We start from the raw sequence: 13,224 nt of genomic DNA on the forward strand, positions 1-13,224 counted from the left end.
TTCCGATGCTGTATAAGATTTGTTATTATTGAAACTGTGATGAGTACAATTCAGTAATGCGTGTGACCGAACTTTCCGAACTGGCCGCCTTCGCGGCCGTGGCGCGGCACAAGAGCTTCCGCAAGGCGGGGGAGGAGCGGGGCGTTACTGCCTCTGCCGTCAGCCATGCCGTGCTCAATCTGGAAGACCGAATTGGCGTCCGCCTGCTCAACCGCACGACACGCAGCGTTTCGCTGACGGAAGCCGGCGAACTCCTTGTCTCGCATCTCGCCCCGGCTTTCGGGGAGATGGCGGCGGCCCTCGATGCGCTGAACCGCTACCGCGACACGCCCTTCGGCAGGGTGAGGATCAACGTGCCGAATTCGATCGGTTCTTTCGTCATCGGCCGTGTCATCGCCCCGTTGATTGAGCGTAATCCCAATTTGCAGCTGGAAATCAACGCAACCGACAGGCTGGTCGACATTGTCGAGGAGGGTTTTGATGCCGGCATCCGTTTCGGCGAGCGCGTCACGGAAGGCATGATCGCCTTGCGCATCAAGCCGCGCATCCGCCTGGTCGTCGTCGGTTCACCCGGCTATTTCGAGAGGCGCCCGAGGCCGGAAACGCCTCACGAGCTCAAGCGTCACCTCTGCATCCAGAACATGTTTCCCTCCGGTGCCCGCTATGCCTGGGAATTCGAGAAGGACGGCCAGACGGTGAGTTTTCAGCCGACCGGCCCGCTGTCACTCGACGATCATGAACTGATGATGCAGGCAGCGCTCGGCGGCGTCGGCCTTGCCTATATCTGGGAGCCTCGCGTCGCAAAGGCCATTGCCGACGGAGAGCTCGTCCAGGTGCTCGATGATTGGTGTCAGCCGGAGGAACCGCTCTATCTCTACTATCCCAGCCGCCGCCACATGTCTGCGGGCTTCAGGGCGGTGATCGACGCGATCAGGGCGGAGTGAAGCGTGCAATCCTACCCGCGCATGCCGGCGATCGTCTGAAGAGCCTGAAGATAAAACCTCAGGTCGCGGGCAGGATCCGTCGGCAGCGCGGTCGCACGGAATACCTTGCCTCCCGCCGCCTCGACGCCTCCGTCGATCATCAGGTTGTCGGCCATGCCGTGATTTTCGATGGCGATGCCGTCAGGCCCGCGCGGGCGTCCGCTCGTCTCGTCGATCTCCATTCCCGCATACCAGATCGAGCGGACGCGCAGCCCATAGTCGTCGGGGTGATTGGTATAGGCGAAGACCGATTTGCCGAGAGCAATCATGAAGCCGATCTCGTAGACTGTACCCGGATCGGCGCTGACGCCGCGAAAGGGCGTGATATTGGCGAGGCAAATTTCGGCCCGGCGCATGGCGACGTCATTGCGGGCGTAGATCTCTGCAGCCGTCCGCTTCACGGGTGTCTGGTTTTCGTCGCTGCCGGGACCGGTCGGTTCGAAGTCGAACTGACGCGCCAATCGCCGTTTTTCGGCCATGATGGGCAGTGCGTCGGGAAGAAAGACTTCCGGGCCGGCAAGGTAAATGGTGGTCATCGGTATCCTTCATTCCTCCGCGAGCCGAAGCATTGGAGTTAAGGGCAGGGCGGGAGCCTATTTCCGATGGAAGCCTGGCAGATGGCAAGCCGCGCCGGCAGCAATTGTCGATTTTTTCCGATGACAGTCCGGTCAGCCCGCGGCAGGCCGCAGTTGCCGCGGGCCGGCATTAGGCTGCTCGTTGGAGACGAAAAAGCGGAAGGTTGCGCTCGTCACCCTTTTGACTTCGCTGGGCGAAGCGGCCAAAGATACGGCCATCGGCAGCATCATCGGGAGAGATTGATGAAGGGGCGGATTTTGTCAAATGCTGATCGAAGAGCGCCGAAGCGGCTCGGATATCTGTTTCCCGTCTTGGCCGCGCTGATCCTATCGGCACCGCTGGCGCTGGGAGAGGACATCGGGCCGCAAAGCCAGTCCTCGCGTGCCCAGGTCGAAAAACTGCTCGGCCTGTGGAAGGAGCACTTCGCCGGCGCCGACAGCCTGCAAGAGCGCAGGGCTGCTTTCGCCAGGCTGATGGAAACGATGCCGGGGCCGACGCGCATTCAGGTCCGGCAGGTCGATGCCGATGGTGTGGATGGCGAGCTGATGTGGCCCGCCCGGCTCCATCATCCGATCGGCAAAAGGGCGATTCTCTACATTCATGGCGGCGGTTTTTCCGGCGGTTCCATCCGCACGCATAGCCTGTTCGCCGGTTCGCTCGCCAAGGCCGCATCCAGCGACGTGCTTCTGATCAATTATCGGCTGATGCCGGAATATACCTATCCCGCCCAGATCAACGACGCGCTGACGGCCTATCGCTGGCTTCTCGATAACGGCTATCGCAACGAGAATGTCGTCGTGGCAGGAGACGACGCCGGTGGCAATATCGCGCTCGAGATGGTGCTGCGGCAGAAGCAGGCGGCCAAACCCTTGCCGGCGGCCGTGATTGCGCTGAGCCCGATCACCGATCTTGCCGCGACGGGCGGAACGATGGTGGCAAATGCTGGCAGCGACCCGCTGATCGATAAGGCGTCGATCGAGACCTTGCGCAAGACCTATCTCGGCAGCCGGCCTGCCACCGATCCTCAGGCCTCACCGCTTTATGCCGACGTGACCGGATTCCCGCCGCTATTGCTGCAGGTCGGTTCCGGCGAAGCCCTGCTTGATGACACGCTGCGCCTCGCCGACAAGGCGCGCGGGGAGGGCGTAGATGTCACCACCGAGGTCTGGCCGGGTATGCCGCATCAGTGGCAACTGTTTCCCGCGATGCTCGACGATGCCGATCGCTCGAGCCAGACTATTGCCGAGTTTGCGATCCGGCATTTTGCCGATAAGCCGGAAGAGTAGGGGCGCAGCAGCCGGCGTCACCGCATCATCGCGATGTGCCGCCGGCCGGTGAAGGCGCCAGAGGCCGCTCGACCTCCCGGCCGACGCTGAGCGCCTTTCGCACATTCGGCTCCAGCCGCTCGATATAGGCGTGGTCGGGCGCAGCGCCGAGCGCATCAAGCATTTTCGAGAAGAAACAGCGGGCGGCTGCGGCGGCCGTGACGTCGAAGATCTCGGCGTCGCTCAGCCCGTGTTTTTTCAACCCGTCTATATCCTGCTGCGTGACCGACGTCGCATCGCGCGCCACCTTGGCCGCAAAGGCCATGATCGCACGTTCGCCGGCATCGACCGGCGCCTTTTCCGTCTCGTTGACAAGGGCCGTCAGCCCGTCGCTGGTAAATCCCTCGCGCAGCAGCACCGAGCCGTGCGCCAGCATGCAATAAGAGGATTTGAGCTCTTTGGCGGCCGCCAGCGTCACCAGTTCATAGCGCCTGGGGCTCATATGGCTGCGAATGCTCGAAAGCAGCCCCGCCCAGCTTTCCATCACCTCCGGCCGATGGCCGAAGGCACGATACATGTTCGGCAGATAACCATAATTCGGCTCGGCCGACGCGTACATCGACGTCGTCCTCTCGCTGGCGGATGCATCCGGGGTGTGAATGAAAGCCATGGCATGGTCCTCCTCTATTGCGAGAAGGATAGGGTAGATATGCCGGACAGCAATCCTGCGCCGTCAGTTCGGGAGCGAGCCATCGACCCTGGAGGACGCCACTTGAGGGTCTGAATGATCAGGCAACGTCGTTGCCCGCCAGAACGTCAGCGGCTCTCCTGATTGGAAGAGTGACTGTGAAGGTGGATCCGCACCCTTTTGCACTTCGCACCTCTATCGAGCCTTGATGCAGTTCGATGATCTGCTTCACAAGGTTGAGGCCGATACCGGTTCCGGCAATCCCCGTCGACGTGCGCGCCCGGAAATAGCGCTGAAACAACCGGGGCACGTCTTCAGCATCAATCCCCACGCCGTCATCGCTGATTGAAACCTTGACGTTGCCCGTCTCCTCCCATGCCGCAACCCGAATTTCGGATGTTCCCGGCGCGTATTTCACTGCATTCGAGAGCAGATTGGTAAAGACCTGGCTCAAGCTGCGGGGATCGGCATCGATGAATTCCGGCAACCCGTCTATGTCAAGCACGAAGCCATGCGTCTTCGAGATTGCCGTCTGCCGCTCGCAGCAGGTTCTGATCAATGCTCCCAGGGCGCAGGCGTCGTAACTGATGTCGATCTTGCCGGTATCGAGCCGTCCGTCCGACATGATGCTCTCCATGAGATCGACGATCCGGCTCACCGATGCACGGATCTGTTCGACCTTGTCATTGAGAAAATCGGGCTCGACCGCGCCTCCCTTCCGCAACAGTCGCTGGGCGGCAGCATCGATGATTGCAAGCGGCGTACGGAATTCATGTGATGCCATCGCCACGAACTGCCGCTGCAATTCGTTGATGCTCCGCTCTTGGGCGAGCATCCGTTCAAGCTCGCGCGCCTGCCGCTCGACCTCCGCCGTACGGCTTTGCACGGCAACTTCGAGTCGATCGTGATGGCGGCGCAGCTCTTCCGCGAGCCGCACGGTCTTGGTGACATCCTCGTGGGTCGCCACATATCCGCCGTTCTGCATCGGATTGTGGGTGATTTTGATGATGCGCCCGTCGGTGAGCGCGATGTTCTGGCTCGCCGGCGCGCCGAGTGCCGTCGCTTCGAAGACAACGTCAAAATAGGTGGCGGTGTCTGCCGGACCATTTCCCAGCCGGCTCCGATAGGCGAGGATGTCCACCAGCGACGTTCCGGGTTGAGTGAGAAAATCCGGCAGATCGTACATCCGTGCATAAGATGCGTTGCACAATATCAGCTTCTTCATCGAATCGAACATGCACAGTCCATGTGGCATGTTGCTGAGAGCTGCGTCGAACCGCTGATGTTGTTCGCTCAGATTGTCTTCGGCGCGTATATGGGTCGAGATATCTTCATAGCTCAGGATCCAGCTTCCCGCTCTCGACGGGGCGCAGGTCAATGAGATCATCCGTCCGTCGGCCAGTGCAAACTGCGAGGTGTGCGGCCTACCGGTCGTCAACCGTGAACAGGCCGCTGCACGGCAGGCGGCGGTGCCGGGCAGGCCGTCGATATTCATTCCTCTGCGCAGAGTGCCATCGGAAAGGCCGAGAATGTCGAGCGCGCGGGAATTGAAAGCCGTCACTGTATCGGCAGAATCGAAGAGAACAATGCCCTGCGGCAGGTTCTCCAGAATGGCTTCAAACGAATGCGGCATTTCCGGCCCCGCTTTAGATCTGGCACGTCCCCTATCCGTAGCATTAGCCACAAACGATAAAGTTTCGCTAATGCCTCTGGGCGGGAGTTCCTTTAGAGCAATTCCAGCAAAACTGCATCGCGATGCTGCGTCAGGCTATTGGATCCACAACATTGCCGCGCTTCATCCTCTGGCTTGAAAAGTGAGAGATTTCGCAGGGTGGCCCGAGCTCGCAGCGTTGGGAAAAGCTTATCGGAATGATCCCATCATTTAAATCGTTCCAAAAATCGCCCCCCGCTCACGGCATGATAGGGCGCTAGAGAAAAGTCAATAAAGCGCAGCTTTAATTGAATTGGTCCTTGACTTATTTGGAACGTTCCAAATAAATAGACATCAGTCGACGACGACGTCGGGAGGGTGAAGTGACAAAGGCGCGGGTGACCGTCATAGACATTGCGAAGGCCGCCAATGTCTCCAAGTCGACGGTGTCGCTCGTGCTTCAGGGATCCTCCCTGGTCAACGAGGCGACGCGTGCCAAGGTCAGTGCCGTGATGCGCGAGCTCGGATACGTCTATAATCGCGGCGCAGCCAATCTTCGGCAGGCCGGTTCCAAATCGAGGATCATCGGAGTCGTCGTGAACGATCTGACGAACAGCTTCTTTGCGGAGTTGGCGGTCGGGGTCGATGTGGTCGTTCAGTCGGCGGGTTTCGTGCAGTTCCTGTCGAATACCGGTGAGAGCATCGACAGGCAGCGCGAGGTTGTCGCATCGATGCGCGAACATGGCATTTCGGGTCTGATCGTCTCGCCGGCGCGCGCCACCGATGCCGCCGACTTCAAGCCGCTGGTCGCGGCAGGCATTCCCGTCGTTGTCGTCGTTCGAAATCTGCCTGGCGCCAAGGTCTCGTCCATCGTCTCCGACAACCGGGCCGGCATGATGTCCGCCGTTCAGCATCTGGTGGGTCTCGGTCATAAGCGCATCGCATTTCTCGGTGGCTTTCCCGATACCGCTGTCTTCGACGATCGCCTTGCCGGTTACCGCAGCGGAATGGAGGCGGCCGGGCTCAGCTACGACGAGGCACTCGTGATCTCGTCCGCCCCGTCGCGAGCGGGCGGCGTGGAGGCGATCGGAAAGGCGATCGCTGTTGGCGACCGACCCACTGCAGCCGTCTGCTTCAATGATGCCGTCGCCTTCGGAGTCTGCGACGGATTGCGTGCGCGCCGTCTGGAACCGGGCGCCGACTTCGCCGTCGTCGGCTTCGACGACGTCATCGAGGCTCAGGCGGCGGTTCCCGCGCTGACGACGGTCTCGGTCGATCCGCAAGGCATCGGGCGCCGCGGCGCGCAGATGCTCCTCAAGCAGATCAATGCCGGCAAGGCGGAAGCCGAGACGGTAACGACAGCCGTTCGGCTGGTCGTCCGCGAAAGTTGCGGCGCCGGTAAAGCCGCGCCGGCGAGAGCCGGCAGAGCGTGAAATTGAAACGGGGTTCGAAGTGACGCATATGAAGAAGCATCTCACACCAGCCGAAGCGGCCGCGCTGATCCCGGATGGCGCCGTCGTCACGGTGTCGTCGTCGAGCGGTCTCGGTTGCCCCGACCTGATGCTGAAGGCGATCGGCGAGCGTTTCGATGCGACCGGTCATCCCAGTCACATTACCACCCTTCACCCGATTGCCGCCGGGGATATGAGCGGCATCAAGGGCGTCGACCATATCGCGAGGAAGGGTCTGCTCAAACGCATCATCGGCGGCTCCTATCCTTCAGGCCCGTCATCGGCCGAGCCGCCGTTGATCTGGCAGATGATCACCAACAACGAGATTCCGGCCTATAACATTCCCTCAGGCATCCTGTTCGACATCCACCGCGAAGCTGCCGCCAAGCGACCGGGTGTGCTGACCAAGGTCGGCATCGACACCTTCGTCGATCCGCAGCGGCAGGGCTGCGCGATGAACGCTCTGGCGTCCAGCGATCCGGTGGTCAAGCGCGTCAGCTTCGAGGGCGACGATTGGCTGTTCTTCCCCTCGATCGTTCCTCAGGTCGCCATCATCCGCGCCACCACCGCCGACGAACGCGGCAACCTCACCTATGAACACGAAGGCGCCTATCTCGGCGGCCTCGATCAGGCGCTTGCCGCCCGCAACAACGGCGGCATCGTCATCGCGCAGGTCAAGCGGATAACCAAGGAAGGCTCGCTGAAGCCCCATGACGTGCGGGTGCCGGGAATGCTGGTCGATTATGTCATCGTCGATCCCGATCAGAAGCAGACGACGCAGACTGGGTACGACCCGGCAATATCGGGCGAGATCTTTCGGCCGCTCGATAGCTTCCGCGTTCCGGAGTTCAATATCCAGAAGGTCATCGCGCGCCGCGTCGCGCAGGAGCTTGAGGCCGGAAGCTGCGTCAATCTCGGCTTCGGAATCTCGGCCAACGTCCCGCGGATTCTGCTGGAGGAGGGGCTTCACGGCGCTGTCACCTGGGTCATCGAGCAGGGCGCGGTCGGCGGTGTGCCGCTGCTCGACTTCGCCTTCGGTTGTGCCTCCAACGCCGACGCCTATATGCCGTCTCCCTATCAGTTCACCTACTTCCAAGGCGCTGGTTTCGATGCGTCGCTCCTGTCCTTCCTCGAAATCGGCAAGGACGGTTCGGTCAACGTCTCGAAGCTGTCGTTCCGGCCGCATGTCACGGCCGGTGCCGGAGGCTTCGTCGACATTACGGCGCGGGCGAAGAAGATCGTCTTTTCCGGCATGTTCAACGCCGGCGCGAAGCTTTCGATCGTCGACGGAACTCTGCTCATCGAGAGGGAAGGCAAGCTGAAGAAGCTGGTGAACGAGGTCGAACACGTCACCTTCAGCGGCAGGCGCGCGATAGAGCAAGGACAGGACATCACCTATGTCACCGAGCGGTGCGTGATGAAGCTGACAGCCGATGGCATCGTGTTGACCGAAATCGCTCCCGGGGTCGATCTTCAAACCCAGATCCTCGATCAGTCCGAATTCCGGCTGATCGTCGCGCCCGATCTGAAGGTGATGGACGCCGCATTTTTCCGGGAGACTGAGATCGGCCTTTCGCTTTCGGCAAAGAGGGCGCGGACATTGGAGGGCACCTTCAATGGCTAGCGGAACGGTCAAGGTCGATATCGAAGGTCACGTGGCAATGCTGACGATGTCTCGTCCGGAGAAGTTGAACGCGCTCGATCTCGATATGCTGAAAGCCTTGGCGGAGGCGGCCGACGCGGTGGAGGCGAACCCGAATGTGCGCGCTGCCGTTCTCACCGGCGAAGGAAAGGGCTTTTCCGCGGGAGGCGATATCAAGGCCTGGGGCGGAATGCAGCCTCAGGAGTTCGGTCACGCCTGGGTTCGCCACGGTCATCGCATCTTCGAAAGACTGGCGACGCTCAGGGTGCCGCTGGTCGCGGCCCTCAACGGCCACGCCCTCGGAGGCGGGCTCGAACTGGCTGGCGTTGCCGACATTCGCCTCGCAGAGGAACACATCAAGATCGGCCTGCCGGAGACCGGCCTCGGCATGGTGCCGGGCTGGTCCGGCACCCAGCGTCTCGTGCGCCGGTTTGGCGCGCAGACCGTCCGGCGCATGGCGCTCGGCGGCGAGATATTCACTGCCGAGGAAGCCCGCTTGCTCGGCATCGTCGACGCAGTCGTTCCGACAGGAAATTCGCTGGCTGCCGCCAGGGACTATGCCGAGCGGATTGCCGCAAGGGGGCCGGCCGCCGTGGAGATCGTCAAGCTGATGATCGCATCGGCAAACGGCGAAGACAACGGAACTGCGGTCGAAGCCCTGGGCTCGATCCTCGCCGCCACGACCGGCGATCTGAAGGAGGGCGTCGCATCGTTCAGCGAGAAGCGCCCGGCAACGTTCAAGGGAGAATGGTAATGACGGTCCTCGTCAACCCCACTGCGCTGAGCGACCGTAGGGCGCGCGATTTCAAGATGCTCATCGACGGCAGATGGGAGGCCGGCGCCGCCGATCCGATCGAGCGTGTCGCGCCGAGCCACGGGGTCGTGGTCAGCCGTTTCCCGACCGGGAGCAGAAAGGACGCCGAGCGCGCCATAGCCGCCGCACGCAAGGCCTTCGATCTCGGGCCATGGCCGCGAATGACCGCCTCCGAACGTTCCGCCATCCTCCTAAAGGCCGCCGATTTAATCGCCGCGCGTGCCGAAGAGCTCGCATTTCTTGATGCTATCGAGGCTGGAAAGCCGATCACGCAGGTACGGGGTGAAATTGCCGGCTCCGTCGACATATGGCGCTATGCGGCGGCACTTGCCCGTGATCTCCACGGCGAAAGCTACAACACGCTTGGCGACGGCACGCTCGGTGTCGTCCTGCGCGAAGCGATCGGTGTGGTCTCGATCATTACGCCCTGGAACTTCCCGTTCCTGATCGTCGGCCAGAAGCTGCCCTTCGCGCTCGCCGCGGGCTGCACGACCGTCGTCAAACCCTCGGAACTGACATCGGGATCGACGCTTGTGCTCGGAGAAATCCTGCAGGAAGCAGGCCTGCCGGAGGGCGTCGTCAATATTGTCACCGGCACGGGACCTGAGGTCGGCGCAGTCATGACGTCCCATCCAAACGTCGACATGGTCTCCTTCACCGGCTCGACCGGTGTCGGAAAACTGACCATGACGAATGCGGCGCAGACGCTGAAGAAGGTTTCGCTGGAGCTCGGCGGCAAGAACCCGCAGATCGTTTTCCCCGATGCCGACCTCGATGCCTTCGTCGATGCCGCCGTCTTCGGCGCCTATTTCAATGCCGGCGAGTGCTGCAACGCCGGCTCGCGGCTGATCCTTCACAAGTCGATCGCCTCAGACGTCGTCAGGCGGGTTGCCGAGCTGTCGGAGGGCGTGAAGGTTGGCGATCCCCTCGATCCCTCGACTCAGGTCGGCGCGATCATCACGCCGCAGCATCTGCAGAAGATCTCGGGCTATGTCGCCGGCGCCAGGAGCAGCGGCGCCCGGGTCGCCCACGGCGGCGAGACGCTCGACCTCGGCATGGGGCAGTTCATGTCGCCGACGATCCTCGAAGCGGTCACCCCCGATATGGCTGTGGCGCGCGAGGAAGTCTTTGGCCCGGTCTTGTCGGTCCTGACATTCGAGACGACTGCCGAAGCGATCGGGATTGCCAATTCCATCGACTACGGCCTGTCGGCCGGTGTCTGGAGCCGCGATTTCGACGCCTGCCTGACGATCGGTCGGTCGGTGCGGGCGGGCACAGTCTGGATGAACACCTTCATGGATGGCGCCTCGGAGCTTCCCTTCGGCGGCTACAAGCAGAGCGGCCTCGGCCGCGAGCTCGGCCGCCACGCGGTTGAAGACTACACGGAGACCAAGACATTGAACATGCATATCGGCAAGCGCACCAACTGGTGGATGCCGCAAACGGAAAAGTTGGCTTAGCCGGCAAGGAAACTACGCCCAGGCTGGGCGGGTGATCGGTGCGGGGAATGGGTCCCGCATCTTGCAAACTTGAAACTGGGAGGTTTTTCGATGCGCAAGTTTTTGACCACGACAGCGATGATCGCATTGGCTCTGGCCGGCGCGCATGTGTCCGCACGTGCTGCCGACGTCAAGGAAGTGCAGATGCTGCACTGGTGGACGTCAGGCGGCGAGGCTGCTGCCTTGAACGTCCTGAAGCAGGATCTGTCGAAGGAAGGCTTTGCCTGGAAGGACGTGCCGGTTGCCGGCGGCGGCGGTGATGCGGCGATGACGGCGCTGAAGGCGATGGTGGCGGCGGGTACTTATCCGACGGCCTCGCAGATGCTGGGTTATACCGTGCTCGATTATGCCCAGGCCGGCGTCATGGGTGACCTCACCGAGACGGCCAAGAAGGAAGGCTGGGACAAGTCGGTGCCGGCGGCGCTGCAGAAGTTCTCGGTCTATGACGGCAAGTGGGTCGCAGCCCCGGTCAACGTCCATTCGGTCAACTGGCTGTGGATCAACAAGGCTGTCATGGACAAGATCGGCGGCGCGCAGCCGAAGAGCTTCGACGACCTGATCGCCCTGCTCGACAAGGCGAAGGCTGCCGGCGTCATTCCCTTGGCGCTCGGCGGCCAGAACTGGCAGGAAGCGACGATGTTCGATTCCATCGTGCTGTCGACCGGCGGACCGGAGTTCTACAAGAAGGCGTTCAACGACCTTGACGAGGCGTCGCTGAAGTCGGAGACGATGAAGAAGTCCTTCGACAACCTGGCGAAGATCGTCAAATATGTCGATCCGAACTTCTCCGGCCGCGACTGGAACCTGGCGACCGCCATGGTCATCAAGGGTGACGCGCTGGTGCAGGTGATGGGCGACTGGGCCAAGGGCGAATTCGTCGCCGCCAAGAAGACCCCGGACAAGGACTTCCTGTGCTACCGCTTCCCCGGCACCGAAGGCAGTGTGATCTACAATTCAGACATGTTCGGCATGTTCAACGTTCCCGACGACCGCAAGGCGGCGCAGGTGGCACTGGCCACCGCGACGCTGTCGAAGAGCTTCCAGTCGGCCTTCAACGTCGTCAAGGGTTCGGTTCCGGCCCGCACCGACGTTCCCGACACCGACTTCGACGCCTGCGGCAAGAAGGGCATCGCCGACCTGAAGGCGGCCAATGAGGGCGGCACGCTGTTCGGTTCGCTGGCCCAGGGTTATGGCGCCCCTCCGGCGATCGCCAATGCCTATAAGGACGTCGTCTCGAAGTTCGTCCACGGCCAGATCAAGAGCTCCGACGAAGCCGTCACCCAGCTCGTCCAGGCGATCGACGACGCCCGCTGAGGCCCTCGTCGAACAAGGCTTCCCCGCGTCTGCGCGGGGAAGCTTCAGCCCCTGACGGATATGCGGGGGCGATCATGCGGGGACAGGCATGCTGGCCAGCCCCGTGACGACATGCATGACGACATGCAGGGAGGAGATGACATTCCATGAGCACAGTTGCGACCACCGATCCGGTTCTGACGCCGCGGCAAGCGACGCGGGTCTCGCTGCGGGGCCGGCTGCAGGATGCGCTGCCGAAGATCGTACTGGCGCCGAGCTTCGTCATCACGCTGATCTTCGTCTACGGCTTCATCGTCTGGACGGCCTATCTCTCCTTCACCAATTCCAAGACCTTTCCGTCCTATGCGCTGACCGGCGCACGCGCCTATCAGCGGCTGTGGCGCTGGACCTTCGAGAATGATCCGCCGTCCTCCTGGTATACCTCGATCACCAACATGGCGATCTTCGGCTTCCTCTATGTCGGCATCTGCCTGGCACTCGGTCTTTTCCTGGCGATTCTGCTCGACCAGAAGATCCGCGGCGAGGGACTATTGCGACCGATCTTCCTCTATCCGATGGCGCTTTCCTTCATCGTCACCGGGGTGGCCTGGAAGTGGTTCCTCGATCCGGGCCTCGGGCTGGAGCAGACACTGCATCACTTCGGCTGGACGAGCTTCCACTTCGACTGGATCAAGAACAAGGACTTCGTCATCTACACCGTCGTCATCGCCGGTGTCTGGCAGGCCTCCGGCTTTGTCATGGCGATGTTTCTGGCCGGCCTTCGCGGCATCGACGGCGAGATCATGAAGGCGGCGCAGATCGACGGCGCCTCGCCCTTCCAGCTTTATCGGCGCATCGTCATTCCGCTGTTGCGGCCGATCTTCCTGTCGGCCTTCATCGTGCTCGCCCATATGGCGATCAAGTCCTACGACCTGGTGGTGGCGCTGACCTCGGGCGGGCCGGGCGGCTCGGCCTGGCTGCCGTCCAACTTCATGTATGAATATACCTTCAAGCGCAACGAGATGGCCGTCGGCTCGGCCAGCGCCATCATCATGCTGATGACCATCTCGGCAATCATCGTGCCTTATCTCTATTCCGAACTGAAGGAGAAGGCCCGATGAGCAGCCTCACCTCTTCCATCGGCACGTCGGCCGCAATGCTTTCGCAGAGCGGCGATAGCAGGACGAACAGCGCCCGCTGGATCGGCCGACTGGCCATCTACGGCCTGCTGGTGATCTTCGCCATCCTCTACCTGATGCCGCTCTTCGTCATGCTGACGACCTCGTTCAAGACGATGGACGAGATCCAGGGCGGCAACATGCTGGCGCTGCCGCAAGCGCCGACCTTCGATCCCTGGGTCAA

The 13,224-nt window shown here is 61.8% G+C and carries 11 protein-coding genes and 1 pseudogene; 9 read left to right on the plus strand and 3 right to left on the minus strand.

All coding sequences use genetic code 11. From position 1 onward, the window contains the following. Window positions 1–56: 56 nt before the first annotated feature. Window positions 57–944, plus strand: coding sequence for a LysR family transcriptional regulator (locus B5E41_RS28840; RefSeq protein ID WP_088397057.1), 888 nt, complete (start codon window positions 57–59; stop codon window positions 942–944). Window positions 945–955: 11 nt separating this feature from the next. Here the strand turns inward: B5E41_RS28840 and B5E41_RS28845 are convergent, their stop codons facing one another. Beyond that, entirely contained in the window at window positions 956–1,519 is a 564-nt protein-coding gene (locus B5E41_RS28845) for a nucleoside 2-deoxyribosyltransferase (protein WP_088397058.1), read from the minus strand. 351 nt (window positions 1,520–1,870) lie between these two features. Between B5E41_RS28845 and B5E41_RS28850 the strand changes: the two genes are divergently transcribed. Continuing rightward, window positions 1,871–2,845 carry an alpha/beta hydrolase gene (locus B5E41_RS28850; protein ID WP_176439508.1) on the plus strand — a complete coding sequence of 325 codons (975 nt, stop codon included), beginning with the start codon at window positions 1,871–1,873 and terminating at the stop codon, window positions 2,843–2,845. A 25-nt stretch (window positions 2,846–2,870) separates the two neighbouring features. Here B5E41_RS28850 and B5E41_RS28855 read toward each other — a convergent pair whose 3' ends face one another. Both B5E41_RS28855 and B5E41_RS28860 read right to left on the minus strand, forming a co-directional pair. Then, a complete protein-coding gene (locus B5E41_RS28855; protein WP_088397060.1) occupies window positions 2,871–3,494 on the minus strand; it encodes a carboxymuconolactone decarboxylase family protein in 624 nt (207 codons plus the stop codon). 118 nt (window positions 3,495–3,612) lie between these two features. Next, window positions 3,613–5,145, minus strand: a complete 1,533-nt coding sequence (locus B5E41_RS28860) for a sensor histidine kinase (protein ID WP_088397061.1) — start codon at window positions 5,143–5,145, stop codon at window positions 3,613–3,615. A 401-nt stretch (window positions 5,146–5,546) separates the two neighbouring features. On the opposite strand from B5E41_RS28860, the gene B5E41_RS28865 reads away from it, so the two are divergent. The 7 genes and pseudogenes from B5E41_RS28865 to B5E41_RS28895 form a co-directional block, all read left to right on the plus strand. After that, entirely contained in the window at window positions 5,547–6,596 is a 1,050-nt protein-coding gene (locus B5E41_RS28865) for a LacI family DNA-binding transcriptional regulator (protein ID WP_088397062.1), read from the plus strand. 28 nt (window positions 6,597–6,624) lie between these two features. Then, on the plus strand, window positions 6,625–8,238 hold the full coding sequence (locus B5E41_RS28870; protein ID WP_088397063.1) for an acyl CoA:acetate/3-ketoacid CoA transferase: 1,614 nt from the start codon (window positions 6,625–6,627) through the stop codon (window positions 8,236–8,238). Further along, window positions 8,231–9,010 (plus strand): enoyl-CoA hydratase/isomerase family protein, encoded by a 780-nt coding sequence (locus B5E41_RS28875; RefSeq protein WP_088397064.1) that lies wholly within the window; start codon window positions 8,231–8,233, stop codon window positions 9,008–9,010. The genes B5E41_RS28870 and B5E41_RS28875 overlap by 8 nt, the downstream gene beginning before the upstream one ends. Continuing rightward, window positions 9,010–10,530, plus strand: a complete 1,521-nt coding sequence (locus B5E41_RS28880; RefSeq protein WP_088397065.1) for an aldehyde dehydrogenase family protein — start codon at window positions 9,010–9,012, stop codon at window positions 10,528–10,530. Before B5E41_RS28875 ends, B5E41_RS28880 begins: the two co-directional genes overlap by 1 nt. 90 nt (window positions 10,531–10,620) lie before the next feature. After that, a complete protein-coding gene (locus B5E41_RS28885) occupies window positions 10,621–11,883 on the plus strand; it encodes an ABC transporter substrate-binding protein (protein ID WP_088397066.1) in 1,263 nt (420 codons plus the stop codon). Between the two features lie 146 nt (window positions 11,884–12,029). Beyond that, window positions 12,030–12,983 carry a carbohydrate ABC transporter permease gene (locus B5E41_RS28890; protein WP_088397067.1) on the plus strand — a complete coding sequence of 318 codons (954 nt, stop codon included), beginning with the start codon at window positions 12,030–12,032 and terminating at the stop codon, window positions 12,981–12,983. Beyond that, a pseudogene (locus B5E41_RS28895) lies at window positions 12,980–13,224 on the plus strand (carbohydrate ABC transporter permease); the annotation flags it as partial. The gene B5E41_RS28890 and the pseudogene B5E41_RS28895, both read left to right, overlap by 4 nt.

The organism is Rhizobium esperanzae (genome assembly GCF_002204185.1).
Taxonomy (GTDB): Bacteria; Pseudomonadota; Alphaproteobacteria; order Rhizobiales; family Rhizobiaceae; genus Rhizobium; species Rhizobium esperanzae.